The organism is Pseudomonas sp. NPDC087615 (assembly GCF_044743445.1).
Lineage (GTDB): Bacteria > Pseudomonadota > Gammaproteobacteria > Pseudomonadales > Pseudomonadaceae > Aquipseudomonas > Aquipseudomonas baetica_A.
This window is the reverse complement of sequence record NZ_JBIUWM010000002.1, coordinates 222729-243380: the sequence shown is the minus strand read 5'-3', so window position 1 is coordinate 243380 and position 20652 is coordinate 222729. Positions and strand designations below refer to the sequence as shown.

The 20652-nt window shown below is 59.1% G+C and carries 20 protein-coding genes and 1 pseudogene; 9 read left to right on the top strand and 12 right to left on the bottom strand.

The window, feature by feature from the left end:
* Positions 1-31: 31 nt before the first annotated feature.
* On the bottom strand, positions 32-1753 hold the full coding sequence (gene aceK, locus ACIOU6_RS02640; protein ID WP_401133571.1) for a bifunctional isocitrate dehydrogenase kinase/phosphatase: 1722 nt from the start codon (positions 1751-1753) through the stop codon (positions 32-34).
* 227 nt (positions 1754-1980) lie between these two features.
* On the opposite strand from aceK, the gene ACIOU6_RS02635 reads away from it, so the two are divergent.
* Complete coding sequence (locus ACIOU6_RS02635; protein ID WP_221729366.1) at positions 1981-2889, top strand: DMT family transporter; 909 nt, start codon at positions 1981-1983, stop codon at positions 2887-2889.
* Positions 2890-2946: 57 nt separating this feature from the next.
* Here the strand turns inward: ACIOU6_RS02635 and ACIOU6_RS02630 are convergent, their stop codons facing one another.
* Positions 2947-3810 carry a DMT family transporter gene (locus ACIOU6_RS02630; protein ID WP_401133567.1) on the bottom strand — a complete coding sequence of 288 codons (864 nt, stop codon included), beginning with the start codon at positions 3808-3810 and terminating at the stop codon, positions 2947-2949.
* 446 nt (positions 3811-4256) lie between these two features.
* On the opposite strand from ACIOU6_RS02630, the pseudogene ACIOU6_RS02625 reads away from it, so the two are divergent.
* Positions 4257-4789: pseudogene (locus tag ACIOU6_RS02625) on the top strand (hypothetical protein).
* A gap of 49 nt (positions 4790-4838) precedes the next feature.
* Positions 4839-5018: a hypothetical protein gene (locus tag ACIOU6_RS02620; RefSeq protein ID WP_401133565.1), complete on the top strand. Its 180-nt coding sequence runs from the start codon at positions 4839-4841 to the stop codon at positions 5016-5018.
* 43 nt (positions 5019-5061) lie between these two features.
* On the opposite strand, the gene ACIOU6_RS02615 is transcribed toward ACIOU6_RS02620, so the two are convergent.
* Positions 5062-6000 (bottom strand): aspartyl/asparaginyl beta-hydroxylase domain-containing protein, encoded by a 939-nt coding sequence (locus ACIOU6_RS02615; protein WP_221729369.1) that lies wholly within the window; start codon positions 5998-6000, stop codon positions 5062-5064.
* A gap of 179 nt (positions 6001-6179) precedes the next feature.
* Complete coding sequence (cysK, locus tag ACIOU6_RS02610) at positions 6180-7154, bottom strand: cysteine synthase A (RefSeq protein WP_221729370.1); 975 nt, start codon at positions 7152-7154, stop codon at positions 6180-6182.
* Positions 7155-7282: 128 nt separating this feature from the next.
* Between cysK and ACIOU6_RS02605 the strand changes: the two genes are divergently transcribed.
* The 3 genes from ACIOU6_RS02605 to ACIOU6_RS02595 all read left to right on the top strand — a co-directional run bounded on the left by ACIOU6_RS02605 (position 7283) and on the right by ACIOU6_RS02595 (position 10615).
* On the top strand, positions 7283-8356 hold the full coding sequence (locus tag ACIOU6_RS02605) for a DUF748 domain-containing protein (RefSeq protein WP_221729371.1): 1074 nt from the start codon (positions 7283-7285) through the stop codon (positions 8354-8356).
* Positions 8357-8578: 222 nt separating this feature from the next.
* Positions 8579-9424, top strand: coding sequence for a MoxR family ATPase (locus ACIOU6_RS02600; RefSeq protein WP_157712211.1), 846 nt, complete (start codon positions 8579-8581; stop codon positions 9422-9424).
* 12 nt (positions 9425-9436) lie between these two features.
* Positions 9437-10615 carry a VWA domain-containing protein gene (locus tag ACIOU6_RS02595; protein WP_221729372.1) on the top strand — a complete coding sequence of 393 codons (1179 nt, stop codon included), beginning with the start codon at positions 9437-9439 and terminating at the stop codon, positions 10613-10615.
* A 119-nt stretch (positions 10616-10734) separates the two neighbouring features.
* On the opposite strand, the gene ACIOU6_RS02590 is transcribed toward ACIOU6_RS02595, so the two are convergent.
* From ACIOU6_RS02590 to ACIOU6_RS02575, 4 genes are all read right to left on the bottom strand, one after another.
* Positions 10735-11658, bottom strand: a complete 924-nt coding sequence (locus ACIOU6_RS02590) for a biotin-dependent carboxyltransferase family protein (RefSeq protein WP_221729373.1) — start codon at positions 11656-11658, stop codon at positions 10735-10737.
* Positions 11655-12359, bottom strand: coding sequence for a 5-oxoprolinase subunit PxpB (pxpB, locus tag ACIOU6_RS02585; protein ID WP_401133560.1), 705 nt, complete (start codon positions 12357-12359; stop codon positions 11655-11657). Before pxpB ends, ACIOU6_RS02590 begins: the two co-directional genes overlap by 4 nt.
* On the bottom strand, positions 12356-13108 hold the full coding sequence (locus ACIOU6_RS02580) for a 5-oxoprolinase subunit PxpA (RefSeq protein WP_401133557.1): 753 nt from the start codon (positions 13106-13108) through the stop codon (positions 12356-12358). The genes pxpB and ACIOU6_RS02580 overlap by 4 nt, the downstream gene beginning before the upstream one ends.
* A 76-nt stretch (positions 13109-13184) precedes the next feature.
* The gene (locus ACIOU6_RS02575; RefSeq protein ID WP_401133555.1) at positions 13185-14483 is read right to left on the bottom strand and encodes an MFS transporter; all 1299 of its coding nucleotides are present in this window, start codon (positions 14481-14483) and stop codon (positions 13185-13187) included.
* Between the two features lie 158 nt (positions 14484-14641).
* On the opposite strand from ACIOU6_RS02575, the gene ACIOU6_RS02570 reads away from it, so the two are divergent.
* Positions 14642-15556, top strand: coding sequence for a LysR family transcriptional regulator (locus ACIOU6_RS02570; protein WP_401133553.1), 915 nt, complete (start codon positions 14642-14644; stop codon positions 15554-15556).
* A gap of 42 nt (positions 15557-15598) precedes the next feature.
* Here ACIOU6_RS02570 and ACIOU6_RS02565 read toward each other — a convergent pair whose 3' ends face one another.
* From ACIOU6_RS02565 to ACIOU6_RS02555, 3 genes are read right to left on the bottom strand one after another with little or no spacing between them, the layout of a single operon-like run.
* Positions 15599-16141, bottom strand: a complete 543-nt coding sequence (locus ACIOU6_RS02565) for a DUF2937 family protein (protein ID WP_285416984.1) — start codon at positions 16139-16141, stop codon at positions 15599-15601.
* A gap of 12 nt (positions 16142-16153) precedes the next feature.
* On the bottom strand, positions 16154-16930 hold the full coding sequence (locus ACIOU6_RS02560) for a class II glutamine amidotransferase (RefSeq protein WP_221729379.1): 777 nt from the start codon (positions 16928-16930) through the stop codon (positions 16154-16156).
* Between the two features lie 15 nt (positions 16931-16945).
* Positions 16946-17452 (bottom strand): MFS transporter, encoded by a 507-nt coding sequence (locus ACIOU6_RS02555; RefSeq protein ID WP_401133550.1) that lies wholly within the window; start codon positions 17450-17452, stop codon positions 16946-16948.
* 224 nt (positions 17453-17676) lie between these two features.
* Between ACIOU6_RS02555 and ACIOU6_RS02550 the strand changes: the two genes are divergently transcribed.
* Complete coding sequence (locus tag ACIOU6_RS02550) at positions 17677-19731, top strand: S9 family peptidase (protein ID WP_401133547.1); 2055 nt, start codon at positions 17677-17679, stop codon at positions 19729-19731.
* A gap of 107 nt (positions 19732-19838) precedes the next feature.
* Complete coding sequence (locus ACIOU6_RS02545; RefSeq protein WP_339431034.1) at positions 19839-20312, top strand: cyclic nucleotide-binding domain-containing protein; 474 nt, start codon at positions 19839-19841, stop codon at positions 20310-20312.
* Here the strand turns inward: ACIOU6_RS02545 and ACIOU6_RS02540 are convergent.
* A complete protein-coding gene (locus tag ACIOU6_RS02540; protein ID WP_221729382.1) occupies positions 20309-20593 on the bottom strand; it encodes a hypothetical protein in 285 nt (94 codons plus the stop codon). The genes ACIOU6_RS02545 and ACIOU6_RS02540 overlap by 4 nt on opposite strands.
* Between the last annotated feature and the right edge of the window lie 59 nt (positions 20594-20652).

Below are 20652 nucleotides of genomic sequence, written 5' to 3'. Positions count from 1 at the left end.
GAAGCTTGTAAGTTGCCGCTCGTCGCGGCTGTTATTCGTTATCCAGGCCCTTACGCCGATACGGAAACACATCAATGACCTTCCCCGCCCGAATCGCCTCCTGCAGGCTCTTCCAGTAATCGGCGTTGTACAACTCGCCATGCAATTGGTCGAACAACTTGCGTTGCCCCGAATCGGCAAACAGAAACGGCGGAAACTCTTCGGGAAACACATCCAGCGGCCCGATCGAGTACCACGGCTCTGAAGCCATTTCATCCTCCGGCGTGCGCGGTGTCGGGATGTGGCGGAAGTTGGCTTCGGTCAGGAAGCAGATTTCGTCGTAGTCATAGAACACCACCCGCCCGTGGCGGGTGACGCCGAAGTTCTTGAGCAGCATGTCGCCGGGAAAGATATTCGCCGCCGCCAATTGCTTGATCGCCAAGCCGTAATCCTCCAGCGCCTCACGCACCTGGGCATCGTTGGCGTTCTCCAGGTACAGGTTGAGCGGCGTCATCCGCCGCTCGGTCCAGCAGTGGCGGATCAGCACCGTATCGCCCTCGACCGAGACCGTGGACGCCGCCACTTCCAGCAATTCTTCAAGGCACGCGGGGTCGAACTTGCTCAGCGGAAAACGGAAATCGGCAAACTCCTGGGTATCGGCCATGCGCCCAACCCGGTCCACACTTTTCACCAAACGGTATTTCTCGATGACCGTGGCGCGGTCGACGTTTTTCGACGGCGAAAAACGGTCCTTGATGATTTTGAACACGGTGTTGAAACCCGGCAGCGTGAAGACGCTCATCACCATGCCGCGCACGCCGGGGGCCATGATGAACTGATCGTCGGTGTTGGCCAGGTGATTGATCAGCGCGCGATAGAACTCGGACTTGCCGTGTTTGTAGAAACCGATCGAGGTGTACAACTCGGCGATGTGCTTACCCGGCAAAATGCGCCGCAGGAAGCCGATGAACTCCGCCGGCACCGGTACATCGACCATGAAATACGAGCGGGTGAAGGAGAAGATGATCGACACGTCGGCTTCGTCGGTGATCAGCGCATCGATCTGAACCCCACGACCTTCGCGGTGCAGCAGCGGAATGACCAGCGGCCATTGCTCGTCGCGGGTGTAGATGCGCCCGACCAGATACGCGCCCTTGTTGCGGTACAGAACCGAAGAAAACAGTTCGACGCTCAGTTCCGGATCCTTGCAGACCCAGTCCGGCAGGTTCTCGCGCAACTGCGCTTCGAGGCGGTGCAGGTCACCGGGCAAATCGGCGTAATCCTCACCAAAACGATAATCGGCAAAGATACTCGCCAGCATCCCGGACAACTGACCTTGCGGCTTGTAGGTTCGGGTTTGCGCCGCCCGGGCGCGGCGCAGGCTCGGCCGGGTGGTATGGATGAACATGCAGCCGTCGCTGATCAGGTCATGGCTGAACAGCCCGCAGAAAATCGAGTTGTACCAGGTCTCGGACAGCTCATCGTCGAAGCGCAAATCGATGACGCTGATGTAGGCGCTTTTCACCAGTGGCCAGCCATTGACGTCCATCAGTGCTTCATCGTCGAAATGTTCACGCAGCCGGGCGATGGTTTCACCGACCTTGTCTTCGTAGAGGTTGATCCGCGCCGCCGATGCCGTCTGGATCTCCTGCCAGCGCGCCTGTTCGAAGCGCTCCCGAGCGCCGTCAGTGATCCGACGGAAATGCTCGCGGTAATCGTCAAAGCCATCGAGGATCATGCGGGCGATGTCGGGGGCTGGCCATTGCTGCGGCATAGATGAGACCTCTGCGTGCATTCGGAATGCTTGAGCTTAGCCACGGAACCGGCCGCAGGTGAAGTGCAATTTGTGCCAAAACCGCGTCGTGGTTGCACACGACAGGAATTATTCGTTGCCGGCGTAAACATTGGACCGGTCGGACCAAAGTTAAATGCCCCAATAGCGGTTGCCATCGTCAGGGCGCTCGGCAACACTCTCGTCCCGATAAAGGAAGGAGTGTCACCGTGAGTCCCGTCGATATGTTCCGCATGCTGTCGCTCGCTGCTATCTGGGGCGCGAGCTTCCTGTTCATGCGCATCATTGCGCCAGTGGTCGGTACGGTGCCGACCGGATTCTTCCGGGTATCGATTGCCGCTGTCGGTCTGGTGGTGATCCTGGGGTTGATGCGCGTGCGCTGGGATTTCAAAGGCAAACTGAAAACCGTGATGCTGCTGGGCGTGATCAACTCGGGCATCCCGGCCACCCTGTATTCGGTCGCGGCCCAAGTATTGCCGGCCGGCTATTCAGCGATTTTCAACGCCACCACCCCCTTGATGGGCGTGCTGATCGGCGGACTGTTCTTCAGTGAGAAACTCACCGTGGCCAAACTTGGGGGGGTATTCCTCGGACTGTTCGGCGTCGGCGTGCTGACCCGCGCCGGTCCCGTGGCGTTTGATCTGCCATTGCTGATGGGCGCCGTTGCCTGTCTGCTCGCGACCACTTGTTACGGTTTTGCAGGATTTCTCGCGCGACGCTGGCTGGATCAGGCAGGTGGATTGGACAGTCGCCTCTCGGCCCTGGGCAGTATGCTCGGCGCGACGCTGTTCCTGCTGCCGCTGTTCGGCTACAGCGTGATCACCGCACCACCGGCAAGTTGGGGCGGCTGGAGCGTGTGGCTGTCGCTGCTGGGCCTGGGCCTGGGCTGCACCGCATTTGCCTACATCATTTACTTCCGTCTGCTGAGTTCCATCGGCCCGGTCAAGTCGATGACCGTGACCTTCATGATCCCGCCGTTCGGCGTGTTGTGGGGCGCGTTGTTTCTCGATGAGCCGCTGTCGATGGCGCACATCTATGGCGGGGTGTTGATTGCGCTGGCGTTGTGGCTGGTGGTGAAGCCGGCGGTGGTCAAATCTACCCAAGCCGCCGCGCAGTAATTCGCTGATGCAAAAAGGCCCGGGAGTCGCCTCCCGGGCCTTTTTTTACGCAAGGTTTTATGCAGTTTTACGGAACACAAACGCCAGGCCAACGATGATCAACAGCATCCCCAGCACACTCAGCACGGCCAGGCGATTACCGAAAATCAAATAATCCATCACCGCCGTCACTGCCGGCACCAGGTAGAACAGGCTCGTGACATTCACCAGATTGCCCCGTGCGATCAGGCGATACAGCAACAGTGTCGCCAGCACCGACACCACCAGGCCCATCCACAACACCGGCACGATAAAACCTGCGCTGTGTTCAAAATGAAACGGCTGGAACGGCACGAAAACCCCACACAACAACAGCCCGGCCAGATACTGCACCGGCAGTGTGCCCAGGGGGTTGTCGGTAATGCGCTTCTGCATGATAGAGCCGAGGGTCATGCTCGCCAGCGCCAGCAGACCGAACAGCATCCCTGCCCAGGACATCCCGGCCAGACCAATCCCCTGATAAACCACCATGATCAGACCGGCCAACCCCAGCGCCAGACCGAACATCCGGCTCGCCGAGCGCTGCCGCTCCATCAAGACAACGGTGAGAATCGGCTGCACGCCCATGATGGTTGCCATCACGCCTGGGGTTACTTTGGTGTTCAAGGCCAGCAGATAGAAAATCTGATAAGCCCCCAGCAACACCACGCCCGTGGCAATCGCAAACAGCATCGGCTTGCCGCCCTTGGGCAGTTTCAGCTTGAGCAACGGAATCAGCAGCACCAATCCGCACAAAGCAATGGCAAAGCGAATCAGCAGGAACGCAAACGGTGAAGCGTGGGCCAAGCCCCATTTGGAGAAGATCGCGCCGCTGCTCCACAGCAGCACGAACAGGCTCGTGGACATCGCCGCAAGCGCGGTTTTTTTCGAAAGGACAAACATGAATACCACCTGTAGTCAGGCAAATAGCCAACTCAGCCGAGGCTGAAATTCAGTAGTTTTCTGGCGGGCGCTGGGGTCAGCAGAGAATGCTGATCAGCCCGAAACGCCAACGCCCGGCGGTGATACGACTGCGCACACCGGTGTGCTACTGACAGGTGGAGGGTAATGACTGATCTGCTTGGGCTGCCGATTCCCGCACGGCACGACGCCAGCGTTGACCGCTGAATCGACTACCGCGCTGATGAGGGATGCAGGCATTTAGGCAGATCTTTGTTGAAGGGATGGAAGGGTGAGTCGCCGACTCACGAGCGCCGACTATAACCAGCGCGGGACACAGATTGCAATGACTTGGGCAAAGGGCCGGTAGCGACACGTTGAAGGCAGGTGAATAGGCTGATCGGCAAATGCAATGCCCAACAACGGGGACATGGAATGCAAGAGATCACATGCCAAGGGAACGGACGTATTTGCGGTATCAGTTGTACAGGTCGCAAGCCAGAAAACTGGCGGGTACTACGTTTGCAAGACTACAAGATGATTTGGCGCAGAAAGGCATCGTAGATGTCGATCATTCCAGAGTTCGTTTCGAAGCAATCGATGCACTGGCGTTGAGCGCCTATGAAAAATGGCTTGATCCTCATTTCTCCTGGCAGGAAGTTGTCAGGTGGAAGGCCAGAGAGCCATTGGGCTTCGATTTGGCCATCTGGTTTGATCAGGAACTGTGCGGACTCTGCTTTGCGAACCCAAATCAGAGTCGATTGAGAGTGAAGATTGTGCGTTTGGAGGGCAAGGCAGGAAACGATCACCCGCTCAAGAGTCGCGTCGCGACGTTTGCCTTGACCGCCGTTACTCACTTCGCGCGAATCATAGGCAGCAAACAAATTGAAATTCAGGAGCCTCTCCCGGGGTCATATCTCTTTACCAGCAACTGGGTTTTGAGTTCGACTCAGAGGGTCGGCTTGTGAAGCTTATTGACTAAGACTAGTATCGGAGCAACTGCTCATTTAATGATCAACGCCGGAGATACCATGAAAGCTGTCGTTGAAAACAAGGCCTCAGAAGCTAAATCGACAAAGGCCGATAGAAAGCGGTCTGCTGGAGAGTTGTCTGAAAAGGAGTTACAGCGAATCAGGGAGGCATTGGCAAATCCAGCCGTTGAGGAGCCAAGCGGTATTCTCGCGGGCGCCTCTTTCGCGTTCCCATCATGAAAAAACCGCTCACAAGGAGCGGTTTTTCACTTCTGGTTCGGCCTCAACCAAACAGCCAATACCCGAGTAACGTCAACACCACCACTGCCAGTATCGGGCGCATCACGCGGTAGGCCTTGGGATTGCGGCGCTTCCACTGCTTGACCACACCGCTGAACCTGTCGCTGAAGTTCTTGCTCCAGGCGTAAGCCTGGTTGATTCCGCCAACGCGTTCGTCGTCGAGGTTCTGGGGCGCAGTCGCGCGGCCCAGCCAGCCACTGATAAAGCGGTTGATGCGGGTCATCAGGCGATTGCTCAACGGTCGCTCGATGTCGCAGAACAGGATCACGCGGGTCTTGTCGGTTTCGTTCTTGACCCAGTGCACGTAGGTCTCGTCGAACATCACGTCTTCACCGTCACGCCATGCGTAGACCTGACCGTCGACGAAAATCCGGCAATCGTCGGAGTTCGGTGTCGACAAGCCGAGGTGATAACGCAGCGAACCGGCAAACGGGTCGCGGTGCGGGTTCAGATGGCTGCCCCCCGGCAGCAGCGCAAACATGGCGCCTTTGACGTTGGGGATGGCACTGACCAACGCCACGGTTTTCGGGCACAGGGTTTCGGCCGACGGCAGCGGTTTGTCGTACCACTTGAGGTAGAAACGCTTCCAGCCCTTCTTGAAGAACGAGCCAAAACCGGCGTCGTTGTTCTTCTCGGCGGCGCGAATGTAGCCCTCGTCAAACAGGTGCATGGCCTCGTCGCGGATGGTTTCCCAGTTGTCGCGCAGCACATCCAGTTCCGGGAATTTGCTGCGATCCAGATAGGGTTTGGACGGCACGCCGGAGAACAGGTACATCAAGGCGTTATACGGGGCGAACAGCGCCGAGTGGTTGACGAACTGACGCAGTACCGGCAAACGCGCCTTGCCGCGCAAATGCACATAGAGCGTGCTGCCCACAAACAGCAGCAACACCAAAGCCTTGGCGGCAAACGAAAAGGTCATCAACAACTCCCAGGAAAAAGACAACGCTACGCCACGTACCCTGCATGGCAGCCGGCCATGATAAACACTACTGGCCAAGGGAAAAACCCATCCAACCCAAGTTTCAGTGTCAAGCATTGCGCAACAAAGCACTCAATAACACAACGACACTGAACCTTGGCTGATCTGAATCAATCCGCTTACTGCTGGTTCTCCTGCTCAGTGAACAGATCACTGAACAGCATGCTCGACAGATAACGCTCACCCGAGTCCGGCAAAATCACCACGATGGTCTTGCCCTGCATCTCGGGGGTCTCGGCCAAACGCACGGCCACGGCCATCGCCGCACCGCAGGAAATGCCGCACAGGATGCCTTCTTCCTGCATCAGACGCAGCGCCATGGCTTTCGACTCTTCGTCGCAGACTTGCTCTACCCGGTCAACCATCGTCAAATCGAGGTTTTTCGGCACGAACCCGGCACCGATGCCCTGAATCTTGTGCGGGCTCGGCTTGATCTCTTCGCCGGCCAGCGCTTGGGTGATCACCGGCGATGCCATAGGCTCCACGGCCACCGACAGAATCGGTTTGCCTTGAGTATTCTTGATATACCGCGAAACACCGGTGATGGTTCCGCCGGTACCAACCCCGGCCACCAGCACATCGACGGCGCCATCCGTGTCATTCCAGATTTCCGGCCCCGTGGTTTTTTCATGAATAGCCGGGTTGGCCGGGTTATCGAACTGTGCCGGCATAAAGTATTTGCCGGAATCACTGGCAACAATTTCTGCCGCTTTCTCGATGGCGCCTTTCATGCCCTTGGCGGGCTCGGTCAGCACCAATTCGGCGCCGAGGGCCTTGAGGACTTTGCGACGCTCAATGCTCATCGACGCAGGCATGGTCAGCATCAATTTGTAACCACGAGCAGCAGCCACGAAGGCCAGGCCAATGCCTGTATTACCCGAAGTCGGCTCGACGATGGTCATGCCAGGCTTGAGTTTGCCGCTGCTTTCGGCGTCCCAGATCATGTTGGCACCGATCCGGCACTTGACCGAATAACCGGGGTTGCGCCCCTCGATCTTGGCCAGGATGGTCACGCCACGCGGCGCGATGCGGTTGATCTGCACCAACGGCGTGTTGCCGATGGAATGGGCGTTGTCAGCAAAAATACGGCTCATGGCTGGGTCCTTATGCAGCATTGAATTCAGCGCTCCAAGGTATGCCTGTTGCCCATCACAGTCCAGTCGGGTCGAACGTCTGCGGCGCGTGACAGTCCATCGCTTTATATCGTTTAGGAAATGTCGCCATGAAGCGTCGTTATAGCTGGCCGTTATGGACCCTCGCCACGATTGTCGTGCTGCTGATCGCGCTGCACATCGCCCTGCCCTACCTGGTGCGCGACTACCTGAACGGCAAGCTGGCGGACATGGGCGACTATCGCGGCCAGATCACCGATGTGGATCTGGCACTGTGGCGTGGCGCTTACAAAATCAACGGCCTGAAGATCGTCAAGGTCGACGGCAAGGTGCCAGTACCGTTCGTCAATGCACCGCTGATCGATCTTTCCGTGAGTTGGCACTCGCTGTGGTACGACCATGCCGTGGTGGCCGAGGTGCAATTCATCAAACCCGAAGTGAACTTCGTCGATGGAGGCAATAAACAGAACTCCCAGACCGGTAAAGGCACCGACTGGCGTGAGCAACTGGGCAAACTCCTGCCGATTACGCTTAACGAAGTGCGGATCAGCGACGGGCGGATCAATTTCCGCAACTTCAATTCCAAACCGCCGGTGAACATGAATGCGACAAACGTCGATGCCAGCCTCTACAACCTGACAAACGTGGTCGACACCGCAGGTAAACGCAACGCACGCTTCGAGGGCAAAGCGCTGTTGTTAGGCCACGCGCCTCTGGAAACCACCGCGACCTTCGATCCACTGAGCAACTTCGAAGACTTTGAGTTCCGCCTGCGCGCCCGCGATATCGAACTCAAGCGCATGAACGACTTTGCCTCAGCCTATGGCAAGTTCGACTTCAACGCCGGCCACGGTGATGTGGTGATTGAGGCCAAAGCCGTAAAAGCCAAACTTACCGGATACATCAAGCCGCTGCTGCGCGATGTCGAAGTGTTCAACTGGCAGCAGGACGTGGAAAACAAGAACAAAAGTATCTTTCGTTCGGTCTGGGAGGCACTGGTCGGCGGCACTGAAACCGTGCTTAAAAACCAGGGCAAGAATCAGTTCGCCACCAAAGTCGAACTCAGCGGTAACGTCCATCAGCAAGATATCAACGCGTTCGAAGCGTTCTTGCAGATTTTACGTAATGGATTTATCCAAGCGTTCAATGCCCGGTATGAGCGACCCAAGCCGGATGCGGGTTAGTTTTATTTGGGCTGCTTCGCAGCCATCGGGGACGAATCCCCTCGCCACAGGGGTGTTTGTCTGGGCCTAGGCCGAGACTGAGTCAACATGTGACGCCCCATTCAGAGACTGAATAACCCGTCTGCGTTCACAGTCGACCGGGCCGCGCGTTATAGTCGGGCATCCGATTTTTCGCCCCCGCCCTGCCCGTTCAGGTCGGCGTTACCGTTCGAGGATTAGCAGATGAAGTTCGAAGGCACCCAGGCCTACGTCGCCACCGATGACCTGAAGCTGGCGGTCAACGCCGCCATCACCCTGGAGCGGCCGCTGCTGGTCAAGGGCGAGCCGGGCACCGGCAAGACCATGCTCGCCGAGCAACTGGCCGAATCGTTCGGCGCCAAGTTGATCACCTGGCACATCAAGTCCACCACCAAGGCGCATCAGGGCCTCTACGAGTACGATGCGGTCAGCCGTCTGCGCGACTCGCAACTGGGCACGGAAAAGGTTCACGATGTTCGCAACTACCTGAAAAAGGGCAAACTCTGGGAGGCGTTTGAGTCCGAAGAGCGGGTCATTCTGCTGATCGACGAAATCGATAAGGCCGACATCGAGTTCCCCAACGACTTGCTGCAAGAACTCGACAAGATGGAGTTCTACGTTTACGAGATCGACGAGACCATCAAGGCCAAAAAGCGCCCGATCATCATCATTACCTCCAACAACGAGAAAGAGCTGCCGGACGCCTTCCTGCGCCGCTGCTTCTTCCACTACATCGCCTTCCCCGACCGCAACACGCTGCAGAAAATCGTCGACGTTCACTACCCGGACATCAAGAAAGATCTGGTCAGCGAAGCGCTGGACGTGTTCTTCGACGTGCGCAAGGTACCGGGCCTGAAGAAGAAGCCGTCGACCTCGGAACTGGTCGACTGGCTGAAGCTGTTGATGGCCGACAACATCGGCGAAGCGGTACTGCGCGAACGCGATCCGACCAAAGCGATTCCGCCGCTGGCCGGCGCCCTGGTGAAGAACGAACAGGACGTGCAATTGCTTGAGCGTCTGGCGTTCATGAGCCGTCGCGGCACCCGCTAAGAGGCTGATGCCATGCTGCTCAACCTGTTCAATGAAATGCGTGCAGCCAAGGTACCGGTGTCGGTGCGCGAACTGCTCGACCTGATCAACGCGCTGAAACAGCGCGTCACCTTCGCGGACATGGACGAGTTCTACTACTTGTCACGGGCGATTCTGGTGAAGGACGAACGGCATTTCGACAAGTTCGACCGTGCGTTCGGTGCCTACTTCAATGGGCTGGAAAAACTCGACGATCACTTGCAGGCGCTGATTCCCGAAGATTGGCTGCGCAAAGAATTCGAACGTTCGCTGAGCGACGAAGAGCGCGCGCAGATTCAGTCACTTGGCGGACTGGACAAGCTGATCGAAGAGTTCAAGAAGCGTCTGGAAGAACAGAAGGAACGTCACGCCGGCGGCAACAAATGGATCGGCACCGGTGGCACCAGCCCGTTTGGCTCCGGCGGTTTCAACCCGGAAGGCATTCGCGTTGGCGATGCCGGCAAACGCCAGGGCAAAGCGGTAAAAGTCTGGGATCAGCGCGAGTACAAGAACCTCGACGATTCCGTGGAGCTGGGCACGCGCAACATCAAGGTCGCCCTGCGCCGCCTGCGTAAATTCGCCCGGCAGGGGGCGGCGGAAGAGCTGGATATTGACGGCACCATCGATCACACCGCCAAGGACGCCGGACTGCTGAACATCCAGATGCGCCCGGAACGGCGCAACACCGTGAAGCTCTTGCTGCTGTTCGACATCGGGGGATCGATGGATGCCCATGTGAAGACCTGCGAGGAGCTGTTCTCGGCCTGCAAGACCGAGTTCAAACATCTTGAGTACTTCTATTTCCACAACTTCATTTATGAATCGGTGTGGAAAAACAACATGCGCCGCACTTCCGAGCGTTTCTCCACTCAGGATTTGCTGCACAAGTACGGCGCCGACTACAAAGTGATTTTCATCGGCGACGCGGCCATGGCGCCTTATGAAATCACTCAGGCGGGCGGCAGCGTCGAGCACTGGAACGAAGAGCCGGGTTATCTGTGGATGCAGCGCTTCATGGAGAAGTACAAGAAACTCATCTGGATCAACCCGTACCCGAAAGATACGTGGGGCTATACCTCGTCGACCAACATTGTGCGCGACTTGATCGAAGATCAGATGTATCCGCTGACGTTGCGCGGGTTGGAAGAAGGCATGCGGTTTCTGTCGAAATAATTGCTGTTGTCTGGACTGACGCCATCGCGGGCAAGCCCGGCTCCCACAGGTATCGAGGTGGACACAAATCTTGTGAACGCCACTGAACACTGTGTTAACCGGGCTTGCCCGCGATGCTTTTAGCGATTCAGAAAGCGCTGCAAATAATCGACATGCTCGCGATGCGCGACGTCCTGCACCACCGGCCGCAATCTCACTTTTTCTCCCGGCAGACATTGCGCCAGACGAGCCAACGCCAATGGCGTCAACGCCCCCAACCGCGGATACCCGCCGATGGTCTGCCGATCATTGAGCAACACGATGGGCTGCCCGTCGGGCGGCACCTGCACCGCGCCGAGAGGAATGCCCTCGGAAATCATCGGCAGGCCCTGATACTGCAACGCCGTGCCCAGCAAACGAATGCCCATGCGATCGGCGCGACTGTCCAGTGTCCAGTCACTGTTGAACACATCAAACAGGCTCTGCCCACTGAACTGGCCAATCTGCGCACCGAGCACAAGATCAAGCGGCGCATTCAGCCGCAGATCCGGCCGATGCTCCAGTGGCACTTCCCGAATCAAAAAAGTTGCGCCCTGATAGCTCAGCGTCGCCCCTTTGGCCAACGGCAGGCCCATGCCATCGAGACCGCCGAGTTCCTCGCGCACAACCGTGCAATGACTGCCAAGAACCCTAGGCGCATCAAATCCACCGGGGGCCGCCAGATAAGCCCGAGCACCGAGCAGTGGCCGGGTGAACTGCAACGTCTGCCCTTTGTGCAATTTGAAACTGCGCCACGGTGCCAACGGCTGGCCATCGATGTTCGCGCCGAGATCAGCCCCCGCCAGCGCCAGCAAGCAATCTTCTGCTGCCATCACGGTAAATCCGCCGAGGGTAATTTCGATCACCGGCATGCCCAGGTCATTGCCCAGCAACCAATTGGCCCAGTTCATCGAGCGCCAGTCCGCCGCGCCGCCCTGAGTGACGCCCAGATGTCGCACGCCAAAACGCCCGGCGTCCTGCAACAGGCATAGCGGCGTACTAGCCTCAATCGTCAATCGGCTCATGCCAGTGCCTCCAGCGGTGTGTCATCGCCACCCAGACGGATGAACTCGGCATGGCTCACTGCTTCGAAGCGCACGGTGTCACCGGGCTGCATCAGGCTGTAGCCGTCGCGATGACGGTCGAACAGTGTCGCCGGGGTGCGGCCGATCAGGTTCCAGCCGCCGGGGGACACCACCGGATACGCGGCCGTCTGGCGCTCGGCGATGCCGACACTGCCGGCGGCGACTTTCTTGCGCGGGGTGTTCAGGCGTGGGGCGGCCAGAATTTTTTCGACCAGCCCCATGAAGGCAAACCCCGGTGCAAACCCAAGGGCGAACACCTGGTATTCCCGGGCACTGTGACGACGGATCACCTCCTCCACCGCCAGCCCGCTTCGCTCAGCGAGCAAGCTCAGCTCCGGCCCGACGCTCAAGTCGTACCAGACCGGCAAGACATGGCACTGGCCGCCGGTTCGCACATTCGGCGAGAGGTCGATCAACGCCTCGGCAATCAATGCCCGAGCCTGATTCGGACTCAGGGCCAGCAGATCGTAATGCACCATCAGCGTGGTGTAGGACGGCACCAGATCGATCAGTTGCTGGCCGAATCCTGCACGCAAGCGCTCACTGGCGGCGAGCATCCACGGCATGTTGGCCTCGGCGATTTCATCGAACAGGCGCAGCATCAGACAGTCCAGCGCCACGATTTCAATCCTTGGGTTCATGACGCGCTCTGCTGGTTCAACGCCTCGCGGATGCGTTGCACGGCAGCCACCGAACTGGCGTTATCGCCATGCACACAAAGGGTGTTGGCTTGCAGGTACAACGCGCTACCGTCGCTCGCAGTGAGCGAGGCGCCGCGGGCAATGATCAGGGCTTGTTCAATGATTGTTTGCGCATCGTGATGCACCGCCCCTGGCAATTGCCGCGAGACCAGTTTGCCGGCGCTGTCGTAAGCGCGGTCGGCGAAGGCTTCGAACCACAGGGTCACGCCGTATTCGTCCCCGAGCTGCTGCGCTGCCGAGTTGTCGCGGGTGGCCATCAACATCAATGGCAACGTCTGGTCGTAAGCGGCAACCGCCTGAATCACTGCGCGCAACTGTGCCGGGTTGGCCATCATGTCGTTGTACATCGCGCCGTGCGGTTTGACATAACTGACCCGCCCGCCCTGCGCCTTGCAAATGCCGTCGAGGGCGCCGATCTGGTAATGCAGGATGTCTTGCAGTTCCTGAATGGAATACGCCATGGAACGGCGGCCGAACCCGACCAGATCCTGATAAGCCGGATGTGCGCCGATCTGCACGCCGTGGCTCAGGGCCAGGCTAACGGTTTTGCGCATGATGCTCGGGTCGCCGGCATGAAAGCCGCAGGCCACGTTGGCGCAGTCGATAAAGGGCATGATCTCGGCGTCCAGACCCATGGTCCAGTTGCCGAAGCTCTCGCCAATGTCGCAATTCAATAGCAGGCGGCTCACGGTGAACACTCCTGTAGCTTCTTGTCTTTTTATCCGTAGGACATTTGCCGATTGGGCAGTCCCCGCAGGTTATCAGTTACTGCGCATCGAGTTGCTTGCCGCGAGTCTCCGGCAAGCTCAATGCAGCAAGAATCACCACGCCGTAGGACACCGCAGCGAAGGCACCGATGCCCATGCTCAATGGCACTTTCTGGCTGAGCAGACCGATCAGCAATGGAAACAACGCCGCCAGCGCCCGGCCGATGTTGTAGCAAAAGCCCTGGCCGGAACCACGAATCCGCGTTGGAAACAGCTCAGTGAGAAACGCGCCCATGCCGCTAAAGATTCCCGAAGCAAAGAAGCCCAGCGGGAAGCCCAGCCACAGCATCACACCATTGCTCACCGGCATCTGCGTATAGAGCAGAACGATGGTGAAAGAGCCCACGGCGAACAGAACGAAGTTCTTTTTGCGACCCAACAGGTCGGTCAGATAGGCGCTGATCACGTAACCGACGTAAGAGCCGACGATCACCATCGCCAGATAACCACCGGTGCCGAGCACGCTCAAACCGCGTTCATTCTTGAGAAAGGTCGGCAACCAGGACGTGATCGCGTAGTACCCACCGAGCGCGCCGGTGGTCAGCAGTGAGGCGCGAATCGTGGTGGAAAGCATGCCGGGCGCGAAAATCTCGTAGAACTTCGCCGGGTTTTCCGGGGTTTGCGCAGCCTTGGCTTCGCGATAGATCTCCGGATCCTTGACCAAACGCCGAACGAAGATCACAAAAATCGCCGGCACGATGCCGAGGATGAACAGCGCGCGCCAGGCGTCTTCCGGCGGCAGTACCGAAAACAGCAGCGCATACAGAATCGCCGTCAGCCCCCAACCCAATGCCCAACCGGATTGCACCATGCCCACTGCTTTGCCGCGATCCTTGGCGCGGATCACCTCGCCGATCAACACGGCACCGGCGGTCCACTCGCCACCGAATCCAAAGCCCATCAGGGTGCGGGCAATGAGCAATTGCTCGTAGTTCTGAGCGAAGCCGCAGAGGAAGGTAAAGAAGGCGAACCACAGCACCGTCAGCTGCAAAGTGCGCACGCGCCCGATGCGGTCGGAAAGAATCCCGGCGACCCACCCGCCGATGGCCGAGGCGATCAGGGTGCAAGTGTGAATCAGCCCGGCTTCGCCTGTGGTGATGCCCCACATCGCAATCAGGGTCGGCACCACGAAGCTGAGCATCTGCGTGTCCATGCCGTCCAGACCGTAGCCGATCTTGCAGCTCCAGAAGGTCCGGCGCTCCTGCTTGTTGATGTTGCGATACCAGTCGAACGGGCCCGGACGCGCCGTAGCCGTGGGTGTATCGAGTGTGTCTGGAAGGGTGTCGGGAGCACTCATGGCCAATCTCCGCAGGTTTTTATTAGTCTTGTTCGAAGCCCCGACGACGCCTATCGTGGGAACCGGATGCGCCGATTTTTCGTCCCATGGCCCTGCTGCGTCCAACGAATAAAAACCCGCCTTAGGCATAAGAAAAACTTGTCACCCGAGCCTTGCCCATGAACCTGAAGTTTCTCGAGACCTTTGTCTGGGTCGCCCGACTGAAGAGTTTTCGCCTGACCGCCGACAAGCTTTTCACCACTCAGGCGTCGATTTCCAGCCGCATTGCGGTGCTTGAAAGCGAGTTGGGGGTGAAGCTGTTTCTGCGCGATTCACGCGGGGTCAGCCTGACGCCCGAAGGTCTGAAAGTGCTGGACTATGCCGAACAGATGCTCGACACCATGAGCGCGCTCAAGCAATCGATCGAAACCCGTTCGAGCAAGGTCGGCCGGGTGCGCATTGGCGTGATGGACACCGTCATCCACACTTGGCTCAGCCCCCTGGTGGCGCAGATGACCGATCTGTATCCACGGGTGGAAATCGAGCTGGTGGCCGATACGTCGCTGAACCTCTGCGATCAGCTGCAAAAAGGCTTTCTCGATCTGATCCTGCAAACCGATCTGGTGCGTCATGAAAGCGTGCGCAGTCTGGAGCTGGCCAGCCATCCGCTGGGCTGGATCGTGGCGAGCAATTCGATCTACAACCGCGACTTTTCAAGCCTTGCGGATCTGGCCCAGGAACGGATCATCACCTACTCGAAAAACTCTCGGCCGCATCAGGACGTTCTGGCGTTAATGCAGGCCAACGGCGTGCTGACGCCACGCTTGAATTGTGTGAATTCGGTGTCGGCGATCACGCGCTTGTTGCGCGATGGATTCGGCATTGGCGCGCTGCCACCGGTGCTGGTGGCCGAAGAGCTGACGCGGGGGGAATTGACCTTGCTCGCCATCGACCAACGGCCATCGAACTTGCAGGTGGTGGTGTCGTGGCGGGTGGGCGTGGATTGGGTCGAGGAGATTGTGTCGTTGTGTCAGCAGGTGCTGGCAGGGTATGCGCGCAAGGTGGGCGAGCGCTACATCACATTGACCGACTGAGCAGCGAGGGGGATTTATCCCCTCGCCACAGCGACTGCGCCCTTACAACCCGCGCACATCGCGGTCTTCGATAGGCCGGCTCTGGCGCAGGCGCTTGCCACCGAGCACCACCCAGTCGATCAGACGGAACAGGCATTCAATGCCGAACGACAACAGCAACGCCCCGCTCATGCCCCAGATCATCGCTTCCGGGGTCAGCAGAATCTGATAGCTGTAGCCGTTCCAGGTTTCCTTGCGAATATCCGGATCGGCAGCCAGCACCACTTGCAGGAAGCGGATGTACCAAGGCCCCTGCATCGCCTGGAACTGTTTATCCAGCGCCAGTTGACGATTGAGCAACGTGCTCAGGCTGTCGGCATCGCTGCGAAACACTGGGTCTTCACTGGCGCGGTAATGGGCGACCAGCGCCTGCAAGTCGCCCTTGAAGAATTGCTCGGCCGTGCCCTGGAAACCGCGCAGGCCGGTCTGCGCCTCGATCAGATGCGCCTCGACCCGTTTCGCGTAATCGTTGATGAACCCAGGCACCTGGACACCAATCAACAGGCCCGCCGCAAACAACACCAGCCGTAGATAACTGAGCAACATGGGGTGCAATCCTTATTCGGTAGTGCCCTGGCTTACGCATTCGCCGCGTCGCCACAGGCTCCATTGGCCCGGTTCGTAGCGGGTCCAGTTTTCATTTTCGGTCAAAGGCTCGGTGGCAATCACCGTGACCACGTCGTTGGGCGTGGTTTCGGCCTGGAAATCGACAATCACATCGACATCCTTCAATCGCGCCGGGCCGAACGGTGCGCGTCGGGTGATCTGTGCCAGTTTGGTCGAGCAATAGCAGAACAGCCAGTCACCATCGCTGAGCAGGCAGTTGAACACGCCTTTGCTGCGGTAGTCGGCGCACGCGGCGACCAGGTCCGGCAACAGCACTTCTATATCGACCGGTTCCGGAAACGCTGCACGCACGCGGTTGAGCAAATCGCAGAATGCCGCTTCGCTGTCGGTATCGCCGACCGGACGATAGAAACTTTTGATCGGGGTGAAATCGGCGAGTTGACCGTTGTGCGCAAAGCACCAGTTGCGTCCCCACAGTTCGCGGACGAACGGATGGGTATTGGACAGGCAAACCTTGCCGACATTGGCCTGACGAATATGGCCGATGACCACTTCGCTCTTGATCGGATAACGCTGCACCAGATTGGCCACTTCCGACTCGCAACTGGCGGCCGGGTCCTGGAACAGGCGCAAGCCACGGCCTTCATAGAACGCGATGCCCCAACCGTCGCGGTGCGGGCCGGTGCGACCGCCGCGCTGCATCAGCCCGGTGAAGCTGAACACGATGTCGGTCGGCACGTTGGCACTCATGCCCAGTAATTCACACATGTGCGGGCTCTCGGGTTACAGACGCGGCTCGACCCGCATGCGCTGCGGATTGCTCGGCACTGGCGCACGACCGTAACGGTCATCACCGGCACCGCCGAACGGCTGATCATCGTCGCGTTCATCCGCGCGGGCTGCGGCGTTGGCGGCTTTGGTGGCTTCAGCCTGTTCGCGGCGAGCGCGTGAAGCACGCTCGATCGGAAAGCGGATCAGCACGAAAACCAGGTAAATACCAAAGGCGATCATGCCGTACATGAACAGGTCGGAAATCGCCCGCCAGGCGTTGTTGCCGACCTTGAACGCCAGATCCAGCGTGGTGATGGCAATGGCCGGAGCGACCTTTTCCTTCACCGGGTCAATGATGGTCGGGCTGAACAACAGCACCGCCATCAAGACACGCAGCGGCTCGCGCAGCCAGCGCCACATCCAGCGGGTCAGGCGCATCCATACCAACAGGCAGCCTACAGCGGCAAAGGCGTAGAGGCCCCAGGCGATCAGATAGTCGTTCTCGGTCATGGTGTCCATGGCAAGGCAGGCAAAGAGGCGCTTATAGTAACGACTTTTCGCCCGCCAGGCTTGTCCCAATAGACACACAACCTGTGGGATGAGCCTGCTCGCGAATACGGACTGTCAGTTGAAACATTGTTGTCTGACCCACCGCTTTCGCGAGCAGGCTCGCTCCCACAGGGTTTGCGCTGGTACCCAGAGCTGCGAAACCCCCTATTCCGTACATTGTCCGAGAGCCATTCATGCCTGAATCCGCGAACGCCATCAGTGCCCCGATTGCCCACAAGGCCGCCGGCGCCGACCCGTATGCCTGGCTGCAGGAGCGCGACACCGACGCGGTGCTCGACTACCTCAAGGCCGAAAACGCCTGGCAAGAGACGCAAACCGCCGATCAGGCGCAACTGCGCGAAACGCTGTTCGAAGAGATCAAGGGCCGGATCCTCGAAACCGACCTGTCCCTGCCCTCGCCATGGGGGCCGTATCTGTATTACACACGCACCACCGCCGGTGACGAATACGCCCGGCACTACCGCTGCCCGCGTCCTGCCGACGACAGCCTGACCCTCGACGAAAGCCGCGAGCAATTGCTGCTCGACCCGAACGTGCTAGCCAATGGCGGGTTCTTTTCGCTTGGCGCGTTCAGCATCAGCCCCGATCACCAGCGTCTGGCCTACAGCGTCGACGCCTCGGGCGAGGAGGTTTACACGCTGTTCGTCAAGGAGTTGGCCAACGACAAGGTCAGCGAACTGGCCTTCGAGGATTGCGACGGCAGCATGACCTGGGCCAACGACAGCCTGACCTTGTTCTTCGGCGTGCTGGACGACACTCACCGCCCACACAAATTGTTCCGTTATCGCCTCGACGGCACCGCTGCCGAAGAGGTGTTCAACGAAGCAGACGGACGTTTCTTCCTGCATTGCTATCGCTCCAGCTCCGAACAGCAATTGCTGCTGTCGCTGGGCAGCAAGACCACCAGCGAAGTCTGGGCGCTGGACGCCAATCAGCCGCATCAGCCCTTCACTTGCCTGGCGCCACGGGTCGAGGATCACGAATACGATGTCGATCACGGCCTGCTCGATGGCGAGTGGACATGGTTTATCCGCACCAACCGCGACGGCATCAATTACGCGCTGTATCAGGCGCCGGACACCGGCGTCGCGCCGAGTGAAGCCGACTGGCAGAACCTGATCGCGCACAGCGACAGCGTGATGCTCGACGACGTGAGCCTCAACACCCAAGCCATGACCCTGAGCCTGCGCGAAGGTGGCTTGCCGATCATCGAAGTTCACCCACACGGTCTGGCGCCTTATCGCGTGCAATTGCCGGACGCGGCCTACAGCCTCTATGTGCAAAACAGCCTGGAGTTTGAAAGTGACCGGATTCGCCTGCGTTACGAGGCGTTGAACCGTCCGGCCCAAGTGCGCCAACTGATCCTCGCGACCGGCGAGCAAACCGTGCTGAAAGAAACCCCGGTGCTCGGCCATTTCGACGCCGACGCCTACGTCAGTCAGCGTTTGTGGGCGAACGCGCCGGACGGTACGCAAGTGCCGATCAGTCTGGTGATGAAGCGCGAAATGGTAGGCAAACCGGTGCCGCTGTACCTGTACGGTTACGGCGCATACGGTTCAAGCCTCGACCCGTGGTTTTCCCATGCACGCCTGAGCCTGCTCGATCGCGGCATGGCCTTCGCCATCGCCCATGTGCGCGGCGGCGGTGAGCTGGGCGAAGCCTGGTATCGCGCCGGCAAGCAAGAACACAAACACAACACTTTCAGCGATTTCATTGCCTGCGCCGAGTTCCTGATTCTCAACGGCATCACCACAGCGCAAAAACTGGCGATCAGCGGTGGCAGCGCCGGGGGCCTGTTGATTGGCGCCGTGCTCAACCAGCGTCCGGATCTGTTCGGCGTAGCGATTGCCGAAGTACCGTTCGTCGACGTACTCAACACCATGCTCGACCCGGATCTGCCACTGACCGTCACCGAATACGACGAGTGGGGCAACCCCGAAGAGCCGGACGTCTATGAACGCATCAAGGCTTACGCACCGTACGAAAACGTCGCCGCGCAGGACTACCCGGCGACGCTGGTGATCGCCGGCTACAACGACAGCCGCGTGCAGTATTGGGAAGCGGCCAAGTGGGTAGCGAAACTGCGCGCGACCAAAACCGACAACAACCCACTGCTGCTCAAGACAGAGTTGGGCGCCGGGCACGGTGGGATGAGCGGGCGTTATCAAGGATTACGTGACGTAGCGCTCGAATATGCATTTGTCTTCAAGGTTTTGGGGCTGGCCTGAGGAACTCCGTCGGTCACTTGGGTCTTAACTACAGACCCAAGAGGCCGATACCCCACAAAGGTCGATGTACAGCCTCGAAAATGTGAAAACAAAAAGATCGCCAAGACATGTCTGAGCCCACTTTACTGAACAACGAAATCCGCGACTGGCTGATGGACTGCGGTCTGTTCGATCAATTGCAACTTGCAGACTTCGCCGCCGCCTCCGGCTACTTCAGCATCAGCACGGTGGCCGAGGGCGAAGCCATCTTCCGCGAGGGCGATGCTGGCAGCTTCATGTGCATCCTCCACACCGGCCAGGTGGCCGTGCAGAAAACCGGCCCCGACGGCCAGACCATCACCATGGCCACCCTGCGCAGCGGCCGGGCATTCGGCGAAATGGCCGTGCTCGACGGCGAACGGCGCTCGGCGACCTGCATCGCGGCGAGCAACTGTCAGTTGCTCAACCTGGGCAAAGACTCGCTGGAAAAAATGCTCAACGACGCACCGAAAATCGCCGCCAAAATCATCCGCGCCCTCGCTGTATCCCTCTCCAAACGCCTGCGCATGGCCGACGGTCAACTGGCGGCGCAACAGGTCTAACCGCCGGGAGATTTGGCTTTGGTGCCGGTCGGTTCAATGCCCGGCACCGGCTGATCCTTGCTCGGCGGACTTGGCATTTCGATCGGCACCAGCGGCGGGCTACCACTGCCGGCGCCAGACTTGGGAATATTGATCGGCGTGATCTGCGGATAGGGTGTTGGCGTTGCGGTGCCGGGCGAACCGGGTTGCGGCATTGGGCTGACCGGAATGGTCTGCTGCGCCTGCACGGCACTAATCGAGAGCGCGGCCAGGGCAATGACCGTTAGAATGGTGCGCTTCATCAAGGGCTCCGTTGGCCTTAGTCTGCGCTCAGGCTACTCCCAACGGGCCTGCTTGCCTT